Annotated in this window: 24 protein-coding genes and 1 tRNA gene; 19 read left to right on the top strand and 6 right to left on the bottom strand. The window is 68.6% G+C overall.

From position 1 onward, the window contains the following. Positions 1-6 precede the first annotated feature (6 nt). The 3 genes from murI to EDF39_RS09965 are packed head-to-tail and all read left to right on the top strand — an operon-like array spanning position 7 to position 2,245. On the top strand, positions 7-873 hold the full coding sequence (gene murI, locus EDF39_RS09975; protein ID WP_123942755.1) for a glutamate racemase: 867 nt from the start codon (positions 7-9) through the stop codon (positions 871-873). Then, positions 870-1,598: a ribonuclease PH gene (gene rph, locus EDF39_RS09970; RefSeq protein WP_123942753.1), complete on the top strand. Its 729-nt coding sequence runs from the start codon at positions 870-872 to the stop codon at positions 1,596-1,598. The genes murI and rph overlap by 4 nt, the downstream gene beginning before the upstream one ends. Next, positions 1,595-2,245 (top strand): non-canonical purine NTP pyrophosphatase, encoded by a 651-nt coding sequence (locus EDF39_RS09965; protein ID WP_233573086.1) that lies wholly within the window; start codon positions 1,595-1,597, stop codon positions 2,243-2,245. The genes rph and EDF39_RS09965 overlap by 4 nt, the downstream gene beginning before the upstream one ends. 108 nt (positions 2,246-2,353) lie before the next feature. Here the strand turns inward: EDF39_RS09965 and EDF39_RS09960 are convergent, their stop codons facing one another. From EDF39_RS09960 to EDF39_RS09950, 3 genes are all read right to left on the bottom strand, one after another. Further along, positions 2,354-3,034 carry a DedA family protein gene (locus EDF39_RS09960; RefSeq protein WP_123942751.1) on the bottom strand — a complete coding sequence of 227 codons (681 nt, stop codon included), beginning with the start codon at positions 3,032-3,034 and terminating at the stop codon, positions 2,354-2,356. A 163-nt stretch (positions 3,035-3,197) separates the two neighbouring features. Continuing rightward, positions 3,198-3,279: transfer RNA gene (locus EDF39_RS09955), tRNA-Leu, on the bottom strand. Positions 3,280-3,321: 42 nt separating this feature from the next. Beyond that, positions 3,322-4,584: an MFS transporter gene (locus EDF39_RS09950; protein ID WP_123942749.1), complete on the bottom strand. Its 1,263-nt coding sequence runs from the start codon at positions 4,582-4,584 to the stop codon at positions 3,322-3,324. A gap of 86 nt (positions 4,585-4,670) precedes the next feature. Between EDF39_RS09950 and mnmA the strand changes: the two genes are divergently transcribed. From mnmA to EDF39_RS09910, 8 genes are all read left to right on the top strand, one after another. Next, positions 4,671-5,798, top strand: coding sequence for a tRNA 2-thiouridine(34) synthase MnmA (gene mnmA, locus EDF39_RS09945; RefSeq protein ID WP_084816215.1), 1,128 nt, complete (start codon positions 4,671-4,673; stop codon positions 5,796-5,798). Positions 5,799-5,807: 9 nt separating this feature from the next. Continuing rightward, the gene (ligA, locus tag EDF39_RS09940) at positions 5,808-8,090 is read left to right on the top strand and encodes an NAD-dependent DNA ligase LigA (RefSeq protein ID WP_123942747.1); all 2,283 of its coding nucleotides are present in this window, start codon (positions 5,808-5,810) and stop codon (positions 8,088-8,090) included. Positions 8,091-8,202: 112 nt separating this feature from the next. After that, complete coding sequence (locus EDF39_RS09935) at positions 8,203-9,684, top strand: alpha/beta hydrolase (RefSeq protein ID WP_123942745.1); 1,482 nt, start codon at positions 8,203-8,205, stop codon at positions 9,682-9,684. A gap of 76 nt (positions 9,685-9,760) precedes the next feature. Beyond that, positions 9,761-10,060 (top strand): Asp-tRNA(Asn)/Glu-tRNA(Gln) amidotransferase subunit GatC, encoded by a 300-nt coding sequence (gatC, locus tag EDF39_RS09930; protein WP_055962927.1) that lies wholly within the window; start codon positions 9,761-9,763, stop codon positions 10,058-10,060. Continuing rightward, positions 10,057-11,601, top strand: coding sequence for an Asp-tRNA(Asn)/Glu-tRNA(Gln) amidotransferase subunit GatA (gene gatA / locus EDF39_RS09925; protein WP_123942743.1), 1,545 nt, complete (start codon positions 10,057-10,059; stop codon positions 11,599-11,601). The genes gatC and gatA overlap by 4 nt, the downstream gene beginning before the upstream one ends. Further along, positions 11,601-13,109, top strand: coding sequence for an Asp-tRNA(Asn)/Glu-tRNA(Gln) amidotransferase subunit GatB (gene gatB / locus EDF39_RS09920; protein ID WP_123942741.1), 1,509 nt, complete (start codon positions 11,601-11,603; stop codon positions 13,107-13,109). Before gatA ends, gatB begins: the two co-directional genes overlap by 1 nt. Before the next feature lie 13 nt (positions 13,110-13,122). Further along, positions 13,123-13,677, top strand: coding sequence for a hypothetical protein (locus EDF39_RS09915; RefSeq protein WP_123942739.1), 555 nt, complete (start codon positions 13,123-13,125; stop codon positions 13,675-13,677). A gap of 10 nt (positions 13,678-13,687) precedes the next feature. Continuing rightward, the gene (locus EDF39_RS09910) at positions 13,688-14,533 is read left to right on the top strand and encodes a DUF3097 domain-containing protein (protein WP_123942737.1); all 846 of its coding nucleotides are present in this window, start codon (positions 13,688-13,690) and stop codon (positions 14,531-14,533) included. Positions 14,534-14,610: 77 nt separating this feature from the next. Here the strand turns inward: EDF39_RS09910 and EDF39_RS09905 are convergent, their stop codons facing one another. Then, entirely contained in the window at positions 14,611-15,774 is a 1,164-nt protein-coding gene (locus EDF39_RS09905; RefSeq protein WP_123942735.1) for an SGNH/GDSL hydrolase family protein, read from the bottom strand. 93 nt (positions 15,775-15,867) lie between these two features. On the opposite strand from EDF39_RS09905, the gene EDF39_RS09900 reads away from it, so the two are divergent. From EDF39_RS09900 to EDF39_RS09890, 3 genes are all read left to right on the top strand, one after another. Beyond that, positions 15,868-16,296: a VOC family protein gene (locus EDF39_RS09900; protein ID WP_055962909.1), complete on the top strand. Its 429-nt coding sequence runs from the start codon at positions 15,868-15,870 to the stop codon at positions 16,294-16,296. A 253-nt stretch (positions 16,297-16,549) separates the two neighbouring features. Further along, complete coding sequence (locus EDF39_RS09895) at positions 16,550-17,230, top strand: spermidine/putrescine ABC transporter substrate-binding protein (RefSeq protein WP_123942733.1); 681 nt, start codon at positions 16,550-16,552, stop codon at positions 17,228-17,230. After that, positions 17,230-17,646 (top strand): DUF3054 domain-containing protein, encoded by a 417-nt coding sequence (locus tag EDF39_RS09890; RefSeq protein ID WP_123942731.1) that lies wholly within the window; start codon positions 17,230-17,232, stop codon positions 17,644-17,646. The genes EDF39_RS09895 and EDF39_RS09890 overlap by 1 nt, the downstream gene beginning before the upstream one ends. 167 nt (positions 17,647-17,813) lie before the next feature. On the opposite strand, the gene EDF39_RS09885 is transcribed toward EDF39_RS09890, so the two are convergent. After that, the gene (locus EDF39_RS09885; RefSeq protein WP_055962903.1) at positions 17,814-18,134 is read right to left on the bottom strand and encodes a hypothetical protein; all 321 of its coding nucleotides are present in this window, start codon (positions 18,132-18,134) and stop codon (positions 17,814-17,816) included. A 156-nt stretch (positions 18,135-18,290) separates the two neighbouring features. On the opposite strand from EDF39_RS09885, the gene EDF39_RS09880 reads away from it, so the two are divergent. From EDF39_RS09880 to EDF39_RS09870, 3 genes are read left to right on the top strand one after another with little or no spacing between them, the layout of a single operon-like run. Further along, on the top strand, positions 18,291-19,292 hold the full coding sequence (locus EDF39_RS09880; RefSeq protein WP_123942729.1) for an SDR family oxidoreductase: 1,002 nt from the start codon (positions 18,291-18,293) through the stop codon (positions 19,290-19,292). Beyond that, positions 19,289-20,734, top strand: coding sequence for an NAD(P)/FAD-dependent oxidoreductase (locus EDF39_RS09875; RefSeq protein ID WP_123942727.1), 1,446 nt, complete (start codon positions 19,289-19,291; stop codon positions 20,732-20,734). Before EDF39_RS09880 ends, EDF39_RS09875 begins: the two co-directional genes overlap by 4 nt. A 10-nt stretch (positions 20,735-20,744) precedes the next feature. Next, positions 20,745-21,185 (top strand): SRPBCC family protein, encoded by a 441-nt coding sequence (locus tag EDF39_RS09870; RefSeq protein WP_123942725.1) that lies wholly within the window; start codon positions 20,745-20,747, stop codon positions 21,183-21,185. A gap of 33 nt (positions 21,186-21,218) precedes the next feature. On the opposite strand, the gene EDF39_RS09865 is transcribed toward EDF39_RS09870, so the two are convergent. Continuing rightward, positions 21,219-22,898: a long-chain-fatty-acid--CoA ligase gene (locus EDF39_RS09865; protein ID WP_123942723.1), complete on the bottom strand. Its 1,680-nt coding sequence runs from the start codon at positions 22,896-22,898 to the stop codon at positions 21,219-21,221. Between the two features lie 97 nt (positions 22,899-22,995). Between EDF39_RS09865 and EDF39_RS09860 the strand changes: the two genes are divergently transcribed. Together EDF39_RS09860 and EDF39_RS09855 are read left to right on the top strand one after the other, a co-directional pair. Then, entirely contained in the window at positions 22,996-23,814 is an 819-nt protein-coding gene (locus tag EDF39_RS09860) for an SDR family oxidoreductase (RefSeq protein WP_123942721.1), read from the top strand. A 96-nt stretch (positions 23,815-23,910) separates the two neighbouring features. Next, the gene (locus EDF39_RS09855; protein WP_123942719.1) at positions 23,911-24,879 is read left to right on the top strand and encodes an oxygenase MpaB family protein; all 969 of its coding nucleotides are present in this window, start codon (positions 23,911-23,913) and stop codon (positions 24,877-24,879) included. The last annotated feature ends 71 nt before the right edge of the window (positions 24,880-24,950 follow it).

Here is a 24,950-nt window from a genome sequence, read left to right as displayed (position 1 = left end):
ACCATCGTGACGGACGCACCCATCGGAGTCTTCGACTCGGGCGTCGGCGGCCTGACCGTCTCCCGGGCGATCATCGACCAGCTGCCGCGGGAGTCGATCCGCTACGTCGGCGACACGGAGCACATGCCCTACGGCCCCAAGCCGATCGCCCAGGTGCGCGAGTACGCGCTCGCCGTCATGGACGACCTCGTTGCCCAGGGAGTCAAGCTGCTGGTCATCGCCTGCAACACGGCATCCGCGGCCGTCCTCCGCGATGCTCGCGAGCGCTACACCGGCCCGCACGGCATCCCCGTCGTCGAGGTGATCCAGCCGGCCGTGCGCGCCGCGATGAAGCAGACGCGCACCCGAAGAGTCGGCGTGATCGGCACCTCCGGCACGATCGACTCGCGGGCCTACGAAGACGCTTTCGCGGCCGCCCCCGATCTCGCTCTCTTCACGCAGGCCTGCCCGCGCTTCGTCGAGTTCGTCGAGGCGGGCGACACCTCCAGCGCCGAGCTGCGCGCCGTCGCCGAGGAGTACCTCGCCCCGCTCCGCGACGCCCGCGTCGACACCCTCGTGCTCGGCTGCACGCACTACCCGCTCATGTCGGCAGCCATCCAGTACGTCATGGGCCCCGACGTGACCCTCGTCTCGAGCGCCGAAGAAACCGCCAACGACGTCTACTCGACGCTGGTCGCCCACGACCTCGACCGTCGCGATGGCGCTACGCCCTTCTACGACTTCCAGGCCACCGGCGCCGACCAGGCGGGCTTCATCCGGCTCGCCAAGCGTTTCCTCGGCCCCGAGGTCTCGACGGTGAGCCACCTCGAGACCGGAACGATCGATCTTCCCCCGGGATTCCGGGCGAACCGAACCAAGGAGAACACCGCATGACAGTACGCGCCGACGGCCGACAGACAGACCAGCTCCGCGAGGTCACCATCGAGCTCGGCTGGAGCCCGCAGGCGGAGGGCAGCGCCCTCGTCAGCTTCGGCAACACCCGCGTGCTCTGCACGGCGTCCTTCACGAACGGCGTGCCGCGCTGGCTCGCAGGCAAGGGCAAGGGCTGGGTCACCGCCGAATACGCCATGCTGCCGCGCGCCACGAACTCCCGCAACGACCGCGAGAGCGTCAAAGGCAAGATCGGCGGGCGCACGCACGAGATCTCCCGCCTCATCGGCCGCAGCCTCCGCGCCGTCGTCGACATGAAGGCCCTCGGCGAGAACACGATCGTGCTCGACTGCGATGTGCTCCAGGCCGACGGCGGGACCCGCACGGCTGCCATCACCGGCGCCTACGTCGCGCTGGCCCAGGCGATCCAGTGGGGCAAAGACAACAAGTTCATCGCCCAGAAGGCCACGCCCCTCTCCGACAGCGTCTCGGCCGTCTCCGTCGGCATCATCGACGGCGAACCGATGCTCGACCTCGCCTACGTCGAAGACGTGCGCGCCGAGACCGACATGAACGTCGTCGTCACCGGTTCGGGCACCTTCATCGAGGTGCAGGGCACGGCCGAGGGCGCCCCCTTCCACCGCGACGAGCTCAACTCGCTGCTCGACCTCGCGCTGGCGGGCGCCGTCGACCTCAGCGCGATCCAGAAGCGCACCCTGGAGGTGTGACCGTGGCACCCTCGACCGTGAAAGTCGTCCTGGCGACGCACAATGCCCACAAAGTAGCCGAGCTCCGTCGGATCCTGGGCGATGCCCTCGACGGAGTCGAGCTCCTCACCTACGACGGCCCAGAACCGGTCGAAGACGGCGACACCTTCGAGGCCAATGCCCTCATCAAGGCGCGGGCCGCCGCCGAATACACCGGGTTGCCGGCCCTCGCCGATGACTCGGGTATCGCCGTCGAAGCCCTCGACGGGGCCCCGGGCATCCACTCCGCCCGCTACGCCGGCACTCGCGACGACGGCGACAACCTCCGCCTGCTGCTGACCAATCTCGATGCCCTCGGCGGCGCCGATCGCAGCGCCTCGTTCGTGTGCGCCGCGGCGCTCGTCATACCGCCGTCGGTCGCCTCCGTCGGGCCCGACGGCCCGGCCGAGTCGGTCGAATCCGACGAATACGTGGAGCTCGCGACCTGGTCAGGGCACGTTCTCGACAAGGCGTCAGGATCCGGCGGCTTCGGCTACGACCCGATCTTCTGCCCCGCCGGTGAGAGCCGCTCGGCAGCCGAGCTCAGCACGGCCGAGAAAGACGCGACGAGTCACCGGTCGCAGGCGTTCCGGGCACTCGCGCCGCGGGTTGCCGCGCTGGTCTCGTAGGGCCCAACTCCGACTTCGAGGCCAATCCGACGTGGAACGGCCAACCCGACGCGCCGCGGCACGTCGGGTTGGCCGTTTCATGCCGCCTTGCCGAGCGGCCGCGGCCGGCTAGGCCTGGGGGGACGCGTGCGCCTCTTCGAGCTTCTTCGCCTTGCGCGACGAGCTCAGCACCTTGAGCACGATCGGAATGACGGTCGCCGCGACGGCGCCCAGCAGGATCAGGTCGATGTAGTTCTCGACGAACCGCGCCACCGGGGGGATGTGGCCGATGCCGAAGCCGATCATCGTGATGCCGAAGCCCCAGGCGATGGCTCCGATCGCGTTGAAGAGCGAGTACCGGCGGTAGTGCATGTGGGCGATGCCCGCGGCAAGGGGCAGGAACGTGCGAATCACCGGCACGAACCGCGCGAGAATGACGGCGCCCGACCCGAAGCGGGTGAAGAACTCGTTCGTCTTCTTGACGTTCTCGGACGAGAAGATGCCGCTGTCTTTCCGCTCGAAGATGCGCGGGCCGAACTTGTGCCCGATCAGATAGCCGAGCTCGCCCCCGAGGAACGCCGCGACCGCGATGAAGAGAGCGATCAGGACGATGGGCATGCCGAGGCCGCCCGGTGTGGTCGCCGCGAGGACGCCCGCGAGGATGAGCAGGGTGTCGCCGGGAAAGATGAAGCCGATGAGAAGGCCGGTCTCGGCGAAGATGATGGCGCAGATGCCGAGCACTGCCCACGGCCCGAACGCGTGAATGAGGGCCTCGGGATCGAGGAAGGGGATCGCGGCGAGCGGCAGCATGGGGAGAACTCCAGGAAGAACGAACCGAAGGAGGTCGGTGCGCCCGCTTCGTGATCGGGGCAAGCGTATCGGACACGGAAGACAGCGACTCTGGGGGTAACCCCCGAGGATCTCTCCGGTATTCCGGGCCGCCCGAACGCTCGTGCGGGAACTCTGCTTACAGTGCGGGAGAAGGGACTTGAACCCTCACGCTCGAAAGCACAGGAACCTAAATCCTGCGTGTCTGCCAATTCCACCACTCCCGCGGCGAGACGAGTGTACCCGGCAGCGCGGCACCGGGAGCCTCGTCAGCGCTTCAGATGCGGCTGGTGCGGCGAATACCGCGGCACATAGCGGAGCAGGATCCCGGCCCCGACGAACCCGAGCACGCCCATGACGCCGGACGCGAGCGAGATCGACACGAGCGCCGTGATCCCGGCGATCAGCAGGGGAGCGGCCGCGCTGCCGAAGTCGCCCGTGAAGCGCCAGGCACCGAGGAACGGTGCCGGGTCGGATTTATCGGCGAGGTCGGCGCCGAGGGTCATCAGGATTCCCGACCCGATCCCGTTCGCGACCGACATGAACATGGCGACGCCGATGAACCACGTCGCGTTGTTCGGGAGGGCATGCGTGACCGACAGCACGAGGTACGAGAGACCGAGCCCGACCATGCAGGGCATCGCGCTCCACATCCGCCCCCAGCGATCCATGATCTGGCCGCTCGTATAGAAGAGGGCGAAGTCGATCGCCCCGGCGATACCGATGATGAGCGCCGTCTGCGACGAGCCTATGCCGATCGAGACCGCCCAGAGGGGCAGGATCACCTGGCGCCCGGCGCGCATGGCGCCGATCAGCGCCGCACCGCTGCCGAGCTTCACGAGCACGCCGCGGTGCTTCCAGAGAGTGGGGAACAGGCCCTTCGACTCGGTGCCGACCTCGACCTCGCCGGTGGTGGGAGCGGCGCCGGGGTGGCGCAGCGACCTCGTTGCGAGCGCTGCTGCCGGATCCTTGATCACCAGGAGAACGCCGGCTGCTGCCAGGCACGCGACGATGTGGATCCAGAAGGCGGACTGCACGGCGCCGGTCAGATGGATGAGCCCGGCCGAAAGGAAGGGGCCGACGAAGTAGCCGAGACGGAAGACTCCGCCGAGGCTCGACAGCGCGCGGGCGCGGATCTCGGGCGGCACGAACGAGGTCATGAACGCGTGGCGAGCGAGGGCAAAGACCGCGGTCGAGAGTCCGATCAAGAAGACGCCGATTGCGAGCACGACGACGTTCGGCGAGAAGACGCAGACGAGCAGGCCGATGACGCTGACCAGGGCCGCGCCGATCATGGCGGTGCGCTCGCCGATGCGAGAGACGAGCCAGCCGCTCGGGATGTCGCCGAAGAGCTCGCCGACGAGGATCAGCGAGGCGACGAACGCCGAGAGTGCCAGGGTCGCACCGAGGTTGTCGCTCGCCACCGGGATGATCGGGATGATCGCGCCCTCGCCGATCGCGAAGAGGGCGGCGGGGAGGAAGGCGGAGAGTGCGACGGATCGCATCGAGAAGGATCCGTCGGCGCTGGTCATCGAAGACGACTCTAGACCCGAGATGGCAGAGCCCCGAGACGGGAGAGCCCCGAGATGGCAGAGCCCCGAGACGTAGACTGGTTCGCATGAAGGTTCTGGCAGCGATGAGTGGCGGCGTCGACTCCGCCGTAGCGGCAGCCCGGGCCGTCGACGCCGGGCACGACGTGGTGGGAGTGCACCTGGCGTTGAGCCGGATGCCGGGAACACTGCGCACCGGCAGCCGCGGCTGCTGCACGATCGAAGATTCGATGGACGCCCAGCGGGCCGCGAACATGATCGGCATCCCCTACTACGTGTGGGATTTCTCGGAGCGGTTCAAGCTCGACGTGGTCGACGACTTCGTCGCCGAGTACACCGCCGGCCGTACCCCGAACCCGTGCATGCGCTGCAACGAGAAGATCAAGTTCGCCGCCCTGCTCGAGAAGGCGGTGGCCCTCGGCTTCGACGCCGTCGCGACCGGCCACTACGCCTCGATCGAGATCGACGCCGACGGCAACAAAGAGCTTCACCGGGCGAGTGCCTGGGCCAAAGACCAGTCGTACGTGCTCGGCGTGCTCACCAAGGAGCAGATCGACCACTCGATGTTCCCGCTGGGCGCCACGCCCTCCAAGGCCGAGGTTCGTGCCGAGGCGGCGGCCCGCGGCTTCACGGTCGCGCAGAAGCCCGACAGCCACGACATCTGCTTCATCCCCGATGGCGACACCCGCGGCTGGTTGGCCGACCGGGTCGGCGCAGAGCAGGGCGAGATCCTCGACCGCACGGGCGCTGTGATCGGTCAGCACGAGGGTGCGCACGCCTTCACCGTCGGCCAGCGGAAGGGCCTCAATATCGGCTATCCGTCGGACGACGGCAAGCCCCGCTTCGTGCTCGAGGTGCGCCCGAAAGACAACGCCGTCGTGGTCGGCCCGAAAGAGGCCCTCGACATCCGAGAGATCGCGGGCTCGAAGTTCTCCTGGGCCGGAAAAGCTCCCGAGGATCCCACGGAGCCCTTCGCCTGCGACGTGCAGATTCGCGCCCATGCCGATCCCGTTCCCGCGGTCGCCCGAGTGTCGGCGGTCGAGGGTAGAACTGAACTTGTCGTCACACCCGACGAGCCCCTCAACGGAGTGGCTCCCGGCCAGACGGCCGTCGTGTACGTCGGCACCCGTGTGCTCGGTCAGTGCACGATCGACCGCACGGTCAGCGCCGTGCCGGTTCCCGTTCCCTCTTTCTAGGAGTACCGCATGGCCGAGGCCACCCCGACGACAGACCTCGAGGCGGCCCGCGATGAGGCCCAGTCTCTGACGACCCGGATCCTCGAGCTGCGCGACCAGTACTACGAGGGCAACGCCTCGACGGTGGCCGACGCCGACTACGACAAGATGGTGCACCGCCTCGACGAGATCGAGCGCGAGCACCCCGAGCTGCAGTCGCCCGACAGCCCGACCCAGACCGTGGGTGGCCGGGCCGAGACCACGCAGTTCGCCCCCGTCGAGCACGCCGAGCGCATGCTCAGCCTCGACAACGTCTTCGACTTCGACGAGCTCGCCGAGTGGGCCGGCAAGGTCGAGCGCGACGCCGGGGCGGAGCGCGTGCGGTTTCTCTCCGAGCTCAAGATCGACGGTCTCGCGATTAACCTCCGCTACGAGAACGGCGTGCTCGTCACGGCGGCGACCCGGGGCGACGGTGTGGTCGGCGAAGACGTCACCGGTAACGTGCTGACGATGGGCACGATCCCCGAGCGCTTGTCGGGCACGGGGCATCCTCCGCTCGTCGAGGTCCGTGGCGAGATCTTCTTTCCAGTGGCCGAGTTCGACGCGCTGAACGCAGCGCAGCTCGCCGCAGGCGAGCGTCTGTTCGCCAACCCGCGGAACGCTGCAGCGGGCTCCCTCCGGCAGAAGGAGGAGGGCAAGAGCCCCGAGAAGAAGGCGCTCATGGTGAAGCGGCTCAAGGGGCTCCGCATGCTCGTCCACGGCATCGGCGCCTGGCCGGTCCGTGAGCTCGAGGCCTCCACCGATGTGACGGCCCAGTCTGAGATCTACGGCCTGCTGGGGTCGTGGGGCCTGCCCATCTCGACTCACTTCCGCGTCTTCGACACCGTCGCCGAGGTCGAGAAGTTCATCACGAAGTACGGCGAGCAGCGCGCATCGGTCGAGCACCAGATCGACGGCATCGTCATCAAGGTCGACGACCTCGGCCTGCACGAAGAGCTCGGCGCGACGTCGCGGGCCCCGCGCTGGGCGACCGCCTTCAAATATCCGCCCGAAGAGGTCAACACGAAGCTCCTCGACATCGTTGTCAGCGTCGGGCGGACCGGTCGGGCGACGCCGTTCGCCGTGATGCAGAAGGTCGAGGTCGCCGGCTCCGAGGTGCGGCAGGCGACGCTGCACAATCAGCAGGTCGTCAAGGCGAAGGGCGTGCTCATCGGCGACACCGTCGTGCTGCGCAAAGCCGGCGACGTGATCCCCGAGGTGCTCGGCCCGGTGGTCGAGCTCCGCGATGGCACCGAACGCGAGTTCGTCATGCCCGAGAACTGCCCCGAGTGCGGCACGAAGCTGGCGCCGGCCAAAGAGGGCGACATCGACCTCCGCTGCCCCAACAGCAAGAGCTGCCCGGCGCAGGTGCGCGGTCGCGTCGAGCACATCGCCTCGCGCGGCTCGCTCGACATCGAGGGCCTCGGCGAGGTGGCGGCCGCTGCGCTGACCCAGCCACTCGAACCGAAAGAGCCCCCGCTCCGCACCGAGGCGGGCCTCTTCGAGCTGACGATCGACGACATCCTGCCGATTCGCGTGATCGTGCGCGACTCCGAGACCGGCATGGAGAAGCTCGACGGCGACAAGCCGAAGGTCATGTCGCCGTTCCGGGTGGCAAAACTGCAAGAAGACGGCTCACCGACGCCTTCGAAGCGGGCGGAGGTGCTGCTCGAAAACCTCGAAAAGGCGAAGACGAGCCCGTTGTGGCGGATCCTCGTCGGTCTTAGCATTCGCCACGTGGGGCCGGTCGCCGCGCGCGCGCTCGCCGACTACTTCGGGTCGCTCGACGCGATCCGCGCTGCCTCCCGCGACGAACTCGCGGCGGTCGACGGAGTGGGCGGCATCATCGCCGACGCCCTCCTCGCCTGGTTCGAGGTCGACTGGCACGTCGAGATCATCGACCGGTGGACCGCCGCGGGCGTGCAGTTCGCGACCCCCGGCCACCCCGGTCCCGGGGCTGCCGTGTCAGCCGGGGGAGTCCTCGCGGGTCTCACGGTCGTGGCCACGGGATCGCTCGAGGGGTTCTCGCGCGAGGGCGCCCAGGAGGCCATCTTGGCGGCCGGGGGTAAAGCCGGAAACAGCGTCAGCAAGAAGACCGACTTCGTCGCGGCCGGGCCGGGCGCCGGTTCGAAGCTCACGAAGGCCGAAACCCTCGGGGTACGCATCATCGACGCCGCCGAATTCGCGATCCTTGTCACGACGGGCCCGACGGGGCTTGACGACCCCAGTGAGGGGGATGAGGGTATCCCCAGTTCGGGTGACGATACCGAGTGATTCCACCCCAGTACTGGTCACAGGAGGCATCGCGCTCCTAAGCTGTGTGCTAGCTCATCGATCTCGTCTGTAGGGGTACAAGATTCGGGTGGGCTAGTAGAGGAACCCCGACGTGCTGTTCTTTGCCGCAGCCATCCTGATTTCCTCGGTCCACGTGCTTGGTGTGGCCGGGCCTACAGCCGTGCCCGTAAGCGACGCGACCGCCCAGCAGGTGTCGGCGCCGAGCCACCACGTGTCGGCCACGGCGACGCCCGTCTCCCTGGTCGACAGCCGCATCGCACCCGGTCGAGAGATCCGCGCGGCCGTCTCGCTCGCGCCCGCCGTCGCGGCCGGCGATCTGACCGCCTGCCGGGGCGAGGTCACCGACGCTGCCGCGTGTCTCGACGGCCTCGGCACAGCTCCCGTCGCCACGCTCGAGAGGTTCGGCCGTTCACTCGACTCCGACACCGGCGAAGACGTCGCCTTCGCGACGGCCATTGGGCGCCAAGGATCCGCCACGGCCACGAGGTCATGGTGGCAATCTCTGGGGCTCGAGCGCCGCACCGCCCTCGCCACCGCACTGCCGTCGATTATCGGCAACCTCGAGGGCATCCCCTACAAGATCCGCGACGCGGCCAACCGACTCACCCTGGAGAGCACCCTCCAGCGCCTGAGTGCCCGGGCTGCGCAGTCGCACGGGGCCGTCGGCAGGTCGGCGGAGGCCCCACGAGTAGCCATGCTCGACCAGGTGCAGGCGGCACTCGCAGCGGGTGCCGACCGGAGTCTGCTCTCACTCGACACAGTATTTCCGGGTCGGGCCGCCGTGGCGGTCGGCGATGTCGACCGGGCGGCCAACGTCAGCGTAATCGTGCCGGGCATGCTCTACACGGTGACGACGCAGATGGTGAGCCTCACGGGGGCCGCCGCCGATCTGCAGAGCTCGCAGACGTTCTGGTCGAACACCCTCTCGACATCGGTCTCGCACCACGTCGCCACCTCGGCGGTGGTCGCGTGGATGGGCTACAAGACGCCGGGCCTGACGAACGTGCTCGGAATCGGTCTCGCCACGACGGGCGCACGGCAACTCGAAGACGCCATCCAGGGGCTCGACGCCGATCGCCGAACGGACATGCCGCGGGTCACCCTCATTGCGCACTCCTACGGATCGACGACCTCGACCATCGCCCTGTCGTCCGGTCGCATCCGGGTCGACGACTTCGTGGCCATGGGGTCACCCGGAAGCGTGGTCGCAACGGCGTCGAAGCTCGACGTCACGGCCGGTCACGTCTTCGTCGCGGCGGCGGCCCTCGACCCCGTGGCGGGCAGTGCGGTGTTCGGGGCCGATCCCGGATCGATGGCGTTCGGGGCGAAGGAGCTCAATCTCGGGGCGATGGTCGATCCGTACACCGAGCAGAGGGTCTCGGCCGTCGTCTCGCACAACGAGTACTTCACGGCCGGCAGCCACTCGATGCGCAGCCTGGCGCTCATCGGGATCGGTCGCGGCGACCTCGCCGACGGCCGACGGCCCGACCCGGGCGCGCCCGAGCTCACGAACAGCCCGTCGCTCGGGCTGGTACGGCCCCAGGACATCAACCGGGAGTCGGTGGGCGCCTAACGCCGACTCGCCTCCGAACGCGGGGGAGAGCGGCGCCGTGCCGGATCCTCGGCGGGGCCCGAATAGACTTGGGGCCATGTCTGAAATCACCCGCGAGCAGGTCGAGCACCTGGCAGGTCTCGCCCGCATCGCCCTCACGCCCGACGAGATCGAAAAACTCACCGGAGAGCTGGGGCACATCGTCGACAGCATCGCGAAGGTGCAGGAGGTCGCCGGGCAAGACGTTCCCGCGACCAGCCACCCGATCCCGCTGTCGAACGTGTTCCGCGACGACGTGGTCGGCGAGACGCTGACGCAGGAGCAGGCACTCGCGGGTGCGCCCGAGCACGACGGAAGCCGCTTCAAGGTGAGCGCGATCCTGGGAGAAGAGCAGTGAGCGACGACCTTATTCGCCTGTCGGCAGCCGACCTGGCTTCGAAGCTCGCTTCGGGCGAGGTCTCGAGCGTCGAGGCCACGAAAGCCCACCTTGACCGGATCGCGAGCGTCGACAAAGACGTGCACGCGTTCCTCCACGTGAGCGAGGCGGCCCTTCAGACGGCGGCCGCGATCGACGCGAAGCGCAGTGCAGGCGAGAAGCTCGGCCCGCTCGCGGGTGTACCGATCGCCATCAAAGACGTGCTGTGCACCTCCGACATGCCCTCGACCTCCGGCTCGAAGATCCTCGAGGGCTGGGTGCCGCCGTACGACGCGACCGTCGTCGCGAAGCTTCGCGCCGCCGACCTCGTGCCGCTCGGCAAGACCAACATGGACGAGTTCGCGATGGGCTCGTCCACCGAGTTCTCGGCCTATGGCCCGACCCACAACCCGTGGAACCTCGACCGGATCCCCGGAGGCTCAGGCGGAGGCTCGGCCGCGGCTGTGGCCGCGTTCGAGGCGCCGCTCGCCCTCGGCAGCGACACCGGCGGATCGATCCGTCAGCCCGGCGCCGTCACGGGCACGGTCGGCGTGAAGCCCACCTACGGCTCGGTGAGCCGATACGGAGCTATCGCGCTCGCATCGTCACTCGATCAGGTCGGGCCCGTCAGCCGCACCGTGCTCGACTCAGCGCTGCTTCACGACGTCATCAAGGGGCACGACAAGCGCGACTCGACTTCGCTGCGCGACGAATGGCCGTCGTTCGCCGATGCGGCCACCGCCGGCCTCGCTCCCGGCTCGCTGCAGGGCGTCAAGATCGGCATCGTGAAGGAGCTGAACGGCGACGGCTTCCAGCAGGGCGTCAAGGCCCGCTTCGCCGACGCCGTCGCCTTGCTGACGAGTGCCGGCGCCGAGATCGTCGAGGTCTCGGCCCCCAGCTTCGAGTACGCGATCAGCGCCTATTACCTGATCCTGCCCGCCGAGGCGTCGTCGAACCTCGCGAAGTTCGACTCGGTCCGCTTCGGTCTCCGTGTCAACCCCGAGGGCGGCGGCACGGTCGAGCAGGTCATGTCGGCGACTCGCGAGCAGGGCTTCGGCCCCGAGGTCAAGCGCCGGATCATCCTCGGCACCTACGCGCTCAGCGCGGGCTACTACGACGCCTACTACGGCAGCGCGCAAAAGGTGCGCACGCTCGTGCAGCGCGATTTCGCCCGTATGTTCGACGAGGTCGACATCCTCCTCTCGCCCTCGGCGCCGACCACGGCGTTCCCGATCGGCGAGAAGATCGACGACCCGCTGGCGATGTACCTCAACGACCTGACTACGATCCCGGCGAACCTCGCCGGAATCCCCGGCATGTCGATCCCCATGGGCCTCGCCGACGAAGACGGCCTGCCCACCGGCATCCAGCTCATGGCTCCGGCCCGCGAAGACGCCCGCCTCTACACCTACGGCGCCGCGCTCGAGCAGCTCTTCGAGCAGTCGTGGGGTCACACACTCATCTCGAAGGCGCCGAGCCTCAGCGCCTCCGAACAGTCCGCCGCAACCGAGGGAGTCGTCTGATGGCCGCCCGCCCAGAACTGATGGACTACGACAAGGCCCTCGAGATGTTCGAGCCCGTCGTGGGCTTCGAGGTGCACGTCGAGCTGTCGACCAAGACCAAGATGTTCTCCGACGCCCCGAACGAGTTCGGCGGAGAGCCCAACACGAACATCACGCCGGTCGACCTCGGTCTTCCGGGCTCGCTGCCCGTCGTCAACGGCCAGGCCGTGAAGTACGCGATCAGCCTGGGCCTCGCGCTCGGCTGCTCGATCGCCCCGACGTCGCGCTTCGCGCGGAAGAACTACTTCTACCCCGACCTCGCCAAGAACTACCAGATCAGCCAGTCCGACGAGCCGATTGCGTTCGAGGGCTCGGTCGAGGTCGAGATGCCCGACGGCACCCTATTCACGGTGCCCGTCGAGCGTGCGCACATGGAAGAAGACGCCGGCAAGCTGACGCATATCGGCGGGTCGACGGGCCGGATCCAGGGCGCCGAGTACTCCCTCGTCGACTACAACCGCGCCGGCGTGCCGCTCGTCGAGATCGTCACGCACCCGATCATCGGCGCGGAGCACCTCGCTCCCGAGCTCGGTGCCGCCTACGTCGAGACCATCCGCGACATCGTCCGAGGTCTCGGCATCTCGGAGGCGAAGATGGAGCGCGGCAACCTGCGCTGCGACGCCAACATCTCACTGCGCCCCCGCGGTCAGGAGAAGCTCGGCACCCGCACCGAGACGAAGAACGTCAACTCGTTCCGCGCCGTCGAGCGCGCCATCCGCTACGAGATCCAGCGTCAGGCCGCGATCCTCGCCGCCGGCGGCTCGATCACGCAGGAGACGCGCCACTGGCACGAAGACACCGGGCGCACCTCCGCCGGGCGCCCCAAGAGCGACGCCGACGACTACCGCTACTTCCCCGAGCCCGACCTGCTCCCGGTCGAGCCGTCGCTCGAGCTGATCGACGAGCTGCGCGCGGCGCTGCCCGAGTCGCCGGCCGTGATGCGGACGCGACTGAAGGCCGAGTGGGGCTTCACCGACCTGGAGTTCCAGGACGTCAAGAATGCCGGTCTGCTCGGTGAGATCGTCGAGACGGTGAGCGCAGGATCCTCGCCCCAGGCCGCTCGCAAATGGTGGACCGGCGAAATCGCGCGTCTTGCCAACGCCGCCGGCCCCGAGGTCGAGGCCTCCTCGCTGGTCACCCCGCAGCAGGTCGCCGAGCTCATCACGCTCATCGACTCCGGCGAGCTCACCGACCGCCTCGCGCGCCAGGTGCTCGAAGGGGTCATCGCCGGCGAGGGCTCGCCGTCCGAGGTCGTCGAGAAGCGCGGGCTCAAGGTGGTCTCCGACGACGGTGCGCTGATCGCGGCCATCGACGACGCGCTGGCTGCCCAGCCCGACGTGCTGGCCAAGATCCGTGACGGCAAGGTGCAGGCGGCCGGCGCGGTGATCGGCGCGGTCATGAAGGCGATGAAGGGTCAGGCCGACGCGGCCCGAGTTCGCGAGCTCGTGCTCGAGAGAGCGCAGGCCTGAGCTGTCCGGCACAGTGTCTTCCCCCGCTTCGAAGGGCACGGCCTGGTGGCTCACGCCGCTGCGTCCGGGCCTGATCGGCCTGGTGGCACTCGCGGTCGCTGTCATCGTGGCTTCGCGGGTGCTGCCCGCCCACTCGATTCTCATCTGGACGTCGGCGGGCAAGCAGGGGCTGGCGGCGTCACGGAGCGATCTCGAGATCACCGCCACGATCGCCGGGCTCATCGTGCTCGGGGCGTGGATCCTCGGGTCTCTCGCTTTCGCGGTGACCCCGGCGCGGCACATGCTCGTGCCGCACGCCGCCTACTGGAAGTCGGGCGGACGCGAGCGGGTGCGCGAGATGAAGCACCGCTACTTCATCTACCTGTCGCGGGCCATCGGAATCACGTTCTGGTTTCTCGCCGCCGAGGTGATGGTGGCGGTCGTCTCGCAGAAGAACGGCCTGCTCGAATCGCCGTGGCTCCCGGTGGTCGTCTCGGCGCTGTACATCATCGGCCTGCTCGTGTTCGCGGTGTGGGTCTTCGCCGACGGATTCCAGCCGGCCGAGGCCAAGGCCGCGCGACGCCGCTAGAGGAGGGGCCATGACCGACTTCGATCGCTACGGCGACGACGTTCTCGCGAAGGGCTGGAAAGATGCGGGGCGCAAACCGCCCCGTGTCGTCGACGCCGTGCGCGACCTCGTCGTCGAAGAGACTCGATCAGGGTTCACCGGCGCCATCGTGCGCGTCGAGGCCCAGACAGTGGAGCTCGTCGACTGGAAAGACCGCGTCCGTGCGTTTCCGCTCACCTCGGCCTTCGCGGTCGACGGTGAGCCCGTGCGGCTGCAGTACCCCCGGGCCGCGTCTCAGGGGCGTCTCCGGTCGGCCTCCGGGTCGTTCGCGGTGACTGACGCCACAGCGCGCGTGGCCTTGCCGAGCCGCATCTTCGTCGAGGGGCGGCACGACGCCGAGCTCGTCGAGAAGGTCTGGGGGCACGACCTGCGCATCGAGGGCGTCGCTGTTGAATACCTCGAGGGCGTCGACCACCTCGCCGACGTGCTCAAGGAGTTCAAGCCCTCACCCACGCGCAAGGTCGGTGTGCTCGTCGATCACCTGGTGAAGGGCTCGAAAGAAAGCCGGATCGCCGAACAGATCAGCCGCAGCCCGCTTGGCCGCTCGGTGCTGGTCGTCGGGCACCCGTATGTCGACGTGTGGCAGTCGGTCAAGCCGGGGCGGCTCGGCATGACGGAGTGGCCGACGATTCCCCGCTTCATCGAGTGGAAGCACGGCATCTGCCAGGCGCTCGGGTGGCCGCACGACGAGCAGGCCGACATCGCTCGGGCGTGGCAGCGGATCCTCGGACAGGTGCGGACGTTCGCCGACCTCGAGCCGGCCTTTCTGGGCCGAGTCGAAGAGCTGATCGACTTCGTCACGGCGCCCGCCGCGTGAGACCTCAGAATCGACCTCTTGGGGCGCTGATGCCCGGTCGTTTTTGACGTCTCGGGTGGCTGGGCAGCAGCAATTCGCTAGCGTCGGTCGGCGCGAGCGCGGGTGATACCCCGCCAGGCGAACAGCACGATCACGGCGAAGACCAGCAGGATCCCGCCGAACACGATCCAACCGAGGTCGATCGTGAAGCCGTCCGACCCTGCGGGCGACGACGTCGGCGAAGGGGACGGGGTGGGCGCGAGAGCAGCCGCGACGGCGGCACCCGTTTGCGCAGCCAGGAAGCGAGCGCCGGCGGCATTCGGATGCAGGGCACCGCGCTGCAACGAGATGTCGCCGAACCCGGCCGACGCAATCAGAGTGATGCCCTGCATGTACGACCCCGAGGTTGCGCAGCCGGAGTGCGCCCGGGTCGCCGCGAGCGTCGATACGTAGGTGAAGCCGGCGGACTTCGTGGCGGAGCGGAGGGCGTCGTCGAGGTGATCCTGTACACCGGAGAGGTACTTCACGTCGGTAGCGGTGAAGGGGAAGCCGTTCGTGGGCAGCCCGTCGGTGAGGGTCGAGGCCGAGACGACCGGGCGGAAGCATCCCGCGGGGGGAGTGTGGGCTGCGTCCGGGAAGATGGCCGGGTAGCCGACCACGATCACCTTCGCCTGCGGTGCCCGCGACGCGATCGTGGCGAACGCCGATCGGAGCCCCGCGGTGACGTGCCCGTCGATCGCCGCAGCCAGCGAGTCGACGCCGTCGGTGACGAGCGCTGACCGGCACGACGACGCCCCCGAGCTGATCACGGGGCCCTCCTTCGCAACGGCGATGCATTTCGACGCCGTCGAGAAGAGACCCGCGTCGTTGCCGCCGATCGACACCGTGACCACCTTCGTCTGGCTGCCGAGGGCCTCAGCCTGCGGAGCGGCGCCGTGCTGGCGCGTCGACACGATGTCGGCGGTGGTCGCACCCGCGCACGACACGTCGGTGAGGTCGAGGCCCAACGACGACGCGATGAGGTGGGGGTAGTCGAGGGCGGACTGACCGCACGCGGCGACAGGGCGGCCCGTCGGCTGAGCGAGGCCGTAGCCCGCGGCATACGAATCGCCGAGGGCGACGTACTCGGGGCCGTCCGCCGGGCTCGCGGTCGAGGTGGCCGCGGTAGCGGGCAGGGGCAGAGCGACGCCGCAACCGACGAGCAGGGCCAGGACGGGGGCCAAGCGCAGGATCCGACGGATCCTTCGCTTCGTTTTCGGCATCTGCCAATCGTACGGGCACCTTGTGGTGCACCTCCTCCGGGCGGGAGACTGGCGCCGTCACAACGGCTGTGACATCGAGACCGGGAGGGTCCCATGGCTATCACGCTCAACCCGTATCTGAATTTTCGCGGTCAGGCTCGCGAGGCCCTCGACTTCTACGCCTCGGTGCTCGGCGGCACCCCCACCACGATGACGTTCGCCGAGGGCGGCATGGCGGAGCAGTTCCCCGGCGAGGAGCAGCTGCTCATGCACGGCCAACTCGTCACCGACAGCGGCCTGACGCTGATGGCCGCGGATGCCCCGTCGTCGATGCCCGGCGAGTCGGGCAGTGCGATCAGCGTCTCGCTGTCCGGCGGCGGAGACGGCGATTCCGAGACACTCGCCGCGTACTGGGAAGGGCTCGCCGCGGGCGCCACCATCGTCGCGCCCTACGAGCTGGCTCCCTGGGGCGATCGGTTCGGCATGCTGAAAGACAAGTTCGGCGTCGACTGGATGGTCAACTCGGCTGCTGCCGGCGCCTGACAGGCCTGCCCGGTCTACTGCCCGCCCGAGCTGTGGCCCGCCCGAGCTGTGGCCCGCCCGGTCTGCTGCCCACCCGAGCTGTGGCCCGCCCGAATTTGAAGGAGAAACGTCACGCCGCCGACGAAGACATCAGGATCCGACGGGGTCGCCGCCCGGTTTCTCCTTCAAATTTGCAGCGGGGGCACGCGATCGGCAGAGGGGGCACGCGATCGGCGTAGCGGTGAATACGGGGTCCTCGCCGTACGATGTGCGCATGGCCGATTCGATCGAGGGGCGCGTGCGCAACGGCGTCGACGCCTTCCTTCGATGGCTGCCGCGCTGGGAGATCGGCACCTCCCGGGCACGGACGAAAGTGTGCCGGCTCTGCCTGGGCTCGCCGGTCGCGACAGCGGCGGGGTTCGACCACGAGGTGCCGCACACCGTGCAGCACGCTCTGCTCAGTCGCATGCGCGTCATCATCGACGAGGCGGTCGAGGAGTACACGGCGCGCAACCTGCCCCTCGTCTCGCGGGAGCTGAGCCGGGCCGCCGAGCCGGAGCCCGCCGGCTACAAGCCCGACGAGGGCCTCGCCCTCGAGTTCCAGGGGCTCGAGATCGACCCCGAGCCGGAGCCCGGGCAGCCCTACCTCTTCACCCTCGCCGAACTCGCGGAAGCCGACCGGGTCGTGCCGCCCGCTCGTGCCGAGCCGACGGATCCTGCCCCTTCGTCGCTCGCCGACGCCCCCGCCAGCTACTCGGAAGAAGCTAAAGCCGCTTTGCGCACCGAACTCGAACTCGCCGACGACCACGCCCGGCAGGTCGGCACCGCCGTCTGCCTTGCTCTCGTCGAGCACCGCACCCGTATCTCCGACGCCATCGACCGCCTGGTCGAACCGCAGATCGACGAGCTCCTCGCGGAGCTGTCGCGGGCCCTCGAAAACCCGAGGTCGCGCTGATGGGTGTCATCGATCGGATCGTGAATCCGTCGTCGACCGTCTTTCGGCGGTTCCCGTGGTGGTCGTTCGGAATTGACCTGGTGCTGGTGCTGGTCTTCGTGCTGATCGGTCGACGCAGTCACGCGGAGTCGGACGCGTTCGTCGGAGTGCTGACGACGGCCTGGCCGTTCGCGTGCGGGCTGGTGATCGGGTGGCTCGGCATCGTCGGATTCCGGTGGCCGTTCGTGACGCTGCACTCGGGAGTGGTGATCTGGGTCGCGACCGTGTTCGTCGGGATGCTGCTGCGGGACTCGTCGGGTCAGGGCGTTGCGGTGAGCTTCGTCATCGTGGCCACCATCGTGCTCGGTGTCTTTCTTCTCGGGTGGCGAGCTTTGGCGATCACACTGGCGAAGCGGCGTCAGCGGACGGCTGCCTAGCCCCGAGCGGCAGGGCAGACGGCCCGCCGGCCCACCGACCGGCCGGGCTTGCGGCGAGAGTGCAGAAATGGCCCTCCGCTAGCGCAGGCAGGGCCATTTTCGCACTCTCGACGAGCGGCGAGCCCCGAGCGGCGAGCCCCGAGCGGCGCGCCCGAAAGGCGCCGGACCTACGACTTGACGCTGTTGTCGAGCGACGGCTCGTCCGAGAGCACGAGGCCGCTCGAGCTGTTCGCGCTCGTGGTCAGCTCGGCCAGCCAGGCCCGGCTGATCGAAGGCACGCGCCCGCCGTTGTACTTGAAGTAGAGGGGGATGCCGGGATCCATCCAGAGGCTCGACCGACCGTCGCCGACCTTTTGCGGGTCTCGCCACGAGAAGAAGAACGACTCGCGACGACGGAGCTTGGTGGCGATCACGATCTGCAGGTGTTCGAGCGTGCGGTCTTCGAACTCGATCTCGATCGAGGTCGAACCGTAGATCAGTGATCCCATGGTTCTCCTTGGTGGTGACGCCGCACGAGTCCCGGATGACACGAGTGCGGCGAAACGAGGGTACCTGACGACGGAGCCCGCGCGGGCTCAGGGTCGCACGACTACCGTGAAGCATCCCGCGGTCAGCCGACCGACGCAACAGCACCGAGGAGATCCATGTCGAACAAGATCGCAGTCGTCACCGGCGGAACCGCCGGGTTGGGTCGCGCCATCGTCCGCGAACTCGCCGAGCGCGGGTGGGATGTCGCGATCCTCGCGCGCGGCGAAGACGGGCTCGACGGGGCAGCCGCCGACGTTCGCAGCACGGGCCGCCGAGCCCTTTCGATCAGCGTCGACGTGGCCGACAACGACGCCGTCGAGGCCGCAGCCGAGCGGATCGAAGGCGAGCTCGGCGAGATCGACCTCTGGGTCAACGACGCGATGGTGGGCGTCTTCGGCGAGTTCCTCACCACCGACCCGGGCGACTTCGAGCGGGCCACGCACGTCAACTACTTCGGCTTCGTCAACGGCACCCGCGCAGCTCTGAAGCGCATGGTTCCCCGCGACCGTGGCCACGTCATCCAAATCGGGTCGGCACTCGCGCACCGCGGCATTCCGCTCCAGGCCGCCTACTGCGCCTCCAAGCACGCGATCACGGGCTTCACCGAGTCGGTCACGACCGAGCTGATCCACAACAAGAGTCACGTGAAGATCTCGCAGGTCGACATGCCCGCGATGAACACCATCCAGTTCAACTGGGTCAAGTCGCAGCTGCCCGACCACCCGCAGCCCGTTCCCACGATCTTCCAGCCGGAGACCTGCGCCCGTGCCGTCGCCGACGTCGCCGAACGACCTCGCCGCCGCAGCTGGATCGGCGAGCCGACCGTCATGACGGTGCTCGGCAACCGATTCGTCGCGAGCTTCCTCGACGTCTATCTCGCCAAGACGGGCTACTCCGGTCAGCAGGCCCCCGAGAAGTCAGAGCCCATGCTGCCGACGAACCTCTATGAGCCCGTGGCCGGCGATCACGGCTCACGCGGCATCTTCAGCGACAAGGCCAAAGAGTCGAGCCCGCAGATCTGGTACACCCAGCACCGGACGGTGAGCTACGCCGCCGCGATCGGCGCGGCGGCGGCGGGGCTCACGGCGCTGGTGGCGGGCGTCAAGGCGCGCAAGTGACCGACGACGCCATCGTCGTCGGAGCCGGCCCCAACGGGCTGGCAGCGGCCGTCGTGCTCGCGCGGGCCGGGCTGAAGGTAAGGGTGCTCGAACGGAACGACACGATCGGCGGCGGCGCGCGCACGGCCGAGTTGACGCTCCCAGGGTTCCTGCACGACATCTGCTCTGCCGTGCACCCCATGGGTGCTGTCTCCGGCTTCTTCCGGCGGTTCGAACTCGACCGCAGGATCCCGATGCTCACCCCCGTCATCAGCTACGCGCACCCGCTGGCTGACGGCCGGGCGGGCATCGCGCACCGGAGTCTCGCCGACACGGTGGCCGGCCTGGGCCCCGATGGCCGCTCGTACGAGCATCTGCTCGGCGACCTCGTCGCCCGCGACGACCAGCTCGCGCAGTTCTCGCTGTCATCGCTGCTGCAGCTTCCACGCCATCCCGCCACCGCAGCCCTTTTCGGCCTCGCGATGCTCGACCAGGGCATGCCGTGGTGGAACGAGCGCTGGCGCACCGAAGAGGCGCCGGCAATGCTCGCTGGCGTGATGGCGCACGCGATCCGTCCGATGCCGACCCTCGCGGCGTCCGCCGCGGGCCTCGCTCTCGCGGTGCACGCGCACGCTCGCGGTTGGCCTCTGCCTCAGGGTGGAAGTCAGAGCATCATCGACGCTCTCGCCGCCGACGTGATCGCGCACGGGGGCGAGATCGAGACCGGCGTCGAGGTGACGTCGCTCGACGAGGTCGCCCGCGCCAAAGCAGTCGTCTTCGACGTCAGCGCCCGAGCGATGGCCGCGATCGGCGGCGACCGCTTCCCCTCCTGGTACTCGCGCGCGCTGAACAAGTTCCAGTACGGCAACGCCGCCTCGAAGGTCGACTTCGCGCTCTCGGAGCCGGTGCCGTGGCTGAACGCCGACGTGCGCCGATCGCCGACCGTGCATCTCGGCGGCACCCGCGAGCAAGTGGCGGCCGCCGAGAGAGCGGTGGCCCAGGGGCGCCATGCGCCGGATCCTTTTGTCTTGGTCGTTCAGCAGGGAGTGATCGACCCGACCCGAGCCCCCGAAGGCAAGGCGGCTCTCTGGGCGTACACGCACGTGCCGCGCGACAGCGACATCGATCAGACTGAGGTCATCACCCGCGAGATCGAGAAATACGCGCCCGGGTTCCGCGACACGATCCTCGCGTCGGTGTCGCGCACGGCCAAAGACCTCGAGAACTACGACCCGAACTACATCGGCGGCGACATCGCGACCGGGGCGCCGAGCGTCAAGCAGCTCATCGCGCGGCCGATCGTCGATATCGACCCGTGGCGCACGCCGGAAAAGGGCATCTACCTCGGGTCGTCGTCGACCCCGCCAGGCCCGAGCGTGCACGGTCTCGGTGGCGCCTACGCGGCCCGGAGTGCGCTCCGGCATGAATTCGGCATACGCTCGCTTCCTCACCTCGGACTCTGAAAGGGGCGCCATGTCTGTTCGCCACCGCCTGATCCACGCCACACCCGAAGCCGTCTTCGAGGTGCTCGCCGACGGCTGGCTGTTCGCGAGCTGGGTCGTGGGCTCCGCCCGGATCCGCGACGTGTCGGATGCCTGGCCGGCCCCTGGATCCGAGATCCATCACTCGTTCGGCTCCTGGCCGGTCGTGATCGACGACACGACCTCGTCGGTGGAGTGGGATGCCCCTCGGCACGCGAAGTTCGTCGCGCGAGGCTGGCCGATCGGCGAAGCGGTCGTGATCATCGACGTCAAGCGGCACAGAGACGGCTGCGTCGTCCGCATGGAAGAGTTCGCCTCGAAGGGCCCCGGCCTCGTGGTGCCGAAACCACTCATGGCGATAGCGCTCAACATCCGCAACACCGAGGCGCTGCAGCGTCTCGCCTGGCTCGCCGAGGGGCGCGCCGGGCGCTGACGCGCGGCCGGCGCTGCCCTCGGTAGGCAAGCCCTACTTCTTGAGCAGCTGCTCTTTCACGTGGCGGCGGATGACCTTGCCGATGAGCGACTTGGGCAGGCTGTCGACGACGACGATGCGACGCGGAACCTTGTAGGCGGCGAGGTTCTCTCGCGCGAACTCGCGCAGTGCCGCCTCGTCGAGGGTCGTGCCGGGCTCGACGACCACCGCGGCGGTCACCTGCTCGTTCGACGAGGATCCGAGACCCACGACCGCGACATCGGCCACCCCCGCGAACTGCTTGAGCGTGTCTTCGACCTCGGACGGCGACACGTTGAACCCACCGGTGATGATGAGGTCTTTGATGCGGTCGACGATGGTGAAGTAGCCGTCGTCCGAGATGGTGACGATGTCGCCCGTGCGGAACCAGTCGCCCGTGAAGACCTCGGCGGTCTCGTCGGGGCGCTTGTAGTAGCCGCTGAAGACCTGCGGTCCGCGCACCACGAGCTCGCCGCGCTCACCGAGCGGGACGTCTTTCGTCGGGTCGTCCGGGTCGACGGCGCGGGCCTCGGTGCTCGGTAGGGGCATGCCGACGGTCCCGGCACGGCGGCTGTCGGCGACCGGGTTCGCCATCAGCACGGGGGAGGTCTCGCTGAGGCCGTAGCCCTCGATGAGCCACCCGTGCGAGCGCTCCTCCCAGGGCTCGACCACGGAGGCCGAGAGCGGCATGGCGCCCGAGATGGCGATCTCGATGCCGTTGAGCGAGACGCCGGCATCGTCGGCCGCCCGCTGCAGCCGCTGGTAGATCGGAGGCACGGCGGGCAGGAATGTCGGCGGGTGCTTCTTCATCGCCTTCAGCACGAGCGACGGCTCGAACGCGGGGAACAGCACGAGGCGCGATCCCATCCGCATGGCAAAGGTGAGGCAGAGCGTGAGGCCGTACGCGTGGAACATCGGCAGCACTGCGTAGACGACGCTCGAGCCCTCCTGGATCTGCGGGATCCAGGCCTGGCACTGCGCGGCATTCGACAGGAGGTTGCCATGGGTGAGCATCGCACCCTTGGGGCTGCCCGTGGTGCCGGAGGTGTACTGGATGAGAGCCAGATCGCCCGTCTCGGGGCGCGGGTGGTTCGCGTCGATGCGAGGGGACGCCGCGATCTTCTCCCACGGAGTCGTGCCCGAGACGCTCGTCGTGAGGCGCTCGCGCGACTCGCGGGCCTTCTTGATCGGCAGGCGGAGCTGGGCGCGCATCGAGAAGAGCATCGCCTTGGTCACGTCGATCGACACGATACCGTCGAGGGGCACCTCGGCCGGGAACTTCTGCAGGGTCGCTACCGTCTTGTCCCACGCGATGGCGAAGCGGGCGCCGTGGTCTTCGAACTGGTGCTGCAGCTCGCGCGGCGTGTAGAGCGGGTTGTGCTCGACGACGATGGCGCCGAGACGCAGGATCGCGTAGAACGCGACGACGTGCTGGGGGCAGTTCGGAAGGATCAGCGCGACGGTGTCGCCCTTCTTCACCCCGAGGCGGCGGAGGCCTTCGGCGGCCCGCTGGATCTCTTCGACCATGTCTTCGTAGGTCGTCTCCGCGCCGAAGTACTCGAGCGCCACGGCTTTCGGGTATTTCTGAGCGGTGTCGCGGACCAGATCGATGAGGGAGCCGGTCGCGGGCTCGATGTCGTGAGGGATGCCGGGGGCGTAGGAGCCCAGCCAGGGACGGGCGCTGTCGATGGTCACTGCACCACTCTAGAAGGTTCGGGGGACGAACCTGGGGAAGCCGAGGATCCGAGGGAGTTGCCTGACCCAGGAATCACTCATCGAAAGGAACACGACAGTGAGCAAGGTTTGGTTCATCACCGGCGCATCCAAGGGCTTCGGCCGCGAGTGGGCCGAGGCGGCCCTCGAGCGCGGCGACAAGGTCGCTGCCACCGCCCGCAAGATCGAGACGCTCGACTCCCTCGTCGAGCAGTACGGCGACAGCGTCCTGCCGCTGACTCTCGACGTCACCGACCGCTCGGCCGATTTCGCCGCCGTCCAGCAGGCGGCCGAGCACTTCGGCGCCCTCGACGTCGTCATCAACAACGCCGGATACGGTCACTTCGGCATGATCGAGGAGATCACCGAAGACGAGCTCCGCGCCCAGCTCGAGACGAACCTGTTCGGCGCCTTTTGGGTCACCCAGGCGGCGCTGCCGATCATGCGCAAGCAGGGTTCGGGCCACATCATCCAGGTGTCGAGCATCGGCGGCATCAGCGCCTTTCCGACGGTCGGCGCGTACCACGCGTCGAAGTGGGCGCTCGAAGGGTTCTCGCAGTCGCTCTCGCAGGAGGTCGCCGGCTTCGGCATCGACGTCACCCTGATCGAGCCCGGCGGATTCTCGACCGACTGGTCGGGCCCCTCGGCCTCGCGCAGCGACGAGCTGCCCGAGTACAAGGATGTCCGTGAGGCCGCCGCCAGCCGTCCGTCGGCGAACAACCCCGGCGACCCGAAGGCGACCCGCACGGCGATCCTCAAGGTCGTCGACGCCGAGAAGCCGCCGCTGCGCATCTTCTTCGGCAAGGCGCCCATCGAGATCGCGACGAAGGACTACGAGTCCCGTCTGGCGACCTGGAACGAATGGCAGCCCGTCTCCGTCGAGGCGCACGGCAACTGATCGAAAGCGACTGAACACAGGCAGCCGCTCCCGCTGATCGCTCGGACCCGAGCGATCAGGGGGCCCTCTGTCAGGTGGCTGGCATTCACTGGACGGATGCCAGCCACTGCTTCGTCCGGGGCCCCCTCGACTGATGCCCCCTCGGGTCTCGCCCGCGTCACCGAACCGATCCGCTCGCGCCTTCAGTACACCTTCAACGGTCAGCGCACGGGCACGCCCGAGTGGGTCAGCGACCTCGAGAAGGGCGATGACCCCGGTTTCTTCGGGCCGGGATCGGCCGTGTGGGCCGTGCACGGCGGCATGTCGACTATCCCCGCGGGAGTTCGCGCGCTGCTCGTGCAGGCGCTTCACCCGGGAGCGCTCGCCGGGGTGCACGACCACTCTCGGTATCGGGAGGATCCTCTGGGCCGTCTCGCCGGCACGATCCGCTGGATCTTCACCGTCTCGTACGGTTCGCAGGAGGCCGCGACCCACGCGTCGAACTGGGTGCTCCGGCTGCACGAGAAGGTGAGTGGCAGCTACGACGACCGCCACGGCGTCTCGCACGACTACAAGGCCAACGACCCCGACCTGCTCGCCTGGGTTCACATGGCGTTCGCCGACTCGTTCCTGGCGGCGGCCATGGCATGGGGCGACCCCATCCCAGGCGGCCCCGACGCGTACGTGCGCGAGTGGGCCAAAGCCGGCGAGCTCATGGGAGTCCAGGATCCGCCGCGTTCCGTCGCTCAGATGCAGGCGCAACTGGCGGCCTTCGACGAAGCGGGTACCCTCGAGCGCTCGGCCCGCACCGATGACGTCGTGAAGTTCCTGCGCCGACCACCGCTCTTTCCGGTGCTGCGCGCCGGCTACCCCGTGCTGTTCAACGGCGCCGTCAGCACCCTATCGCCGCGCCATCGTGAACTACTCGGGCTTCGCACGCCCCACGTCGGCCCGCTCGACCTACCGACGCGGGCCCCCGCGGGCGCCATGCTCGCCGGGATCGGCGCCCTATTGGGGCCGGAGCCGGTCGCCGCCAAACACGCGCGATTGCGGAGGGCACGGCTCGGTATCGCGGATCCTGCGTAGCGTTCGAGGGCGAGGTCGCGCGAATCGGCCGACGTCGCGCGCCGCGGCGCCGCTACCTTGGCCGATCCACG

Source organism: Frondihabitans sp. PhB161, from assembly GCF_003814635.1.
In the GTDB taxonomy this organism is placed as follows: domain Bacteria; phylum Actinomycetota; class Actinomycetes; order Actinomycetales; family Microbacteriaceae; genus Frondihabitans.
The sequence above is the reverse complement of the archived record's forward strand: the minus strand, read 5'-3'. Positions and strand labels throughout refer to the sequence as shown.